Raw genomic sequence first — 254 nt, forward strand, 5'->3', positions numbered from 1 at the left:
CGCCGAACCGGGAGACAGTTTTCTGGATCGCATGATCGCGCTTGTGGAAGGGGCCAATCGGCAGAAGACACCCAACGAGATCGCTCTGGGCATCCTGCTGATGGTGATGACCCTGACTTTCCTGATCGTAGTGGTGACCCTGCCATTCATCGGCGGTTTTGTCGGGGTGGAAGTCAACGTCGTGCTGCTGATTGCGTTGCTGGTATGCCTGATCCCCACGACCATCGGCGGCTTGTTGCCGGCTATAGGCATCG

The 254-nt window shown here is 58.3% G+C and carries 1 pseudogene; it reads left to right on the forward strand.

Features of this window, described 5'->3' with window-relative positions:
* Nucleotides 1-254 (forward strand): annotated as a pseudogene (locus tag RMT89_RS44300) (potassium-transporting ATPase subunit B); the annotation flags it as partial.

This window comes from Streptomyces sp. P17 (assembly GCF_032436805.1).
GTDB lineage: Bacteria > Actinomycetota > Actinomycetes > Streptomycetales > Streptomycetaceae > Streptomyces.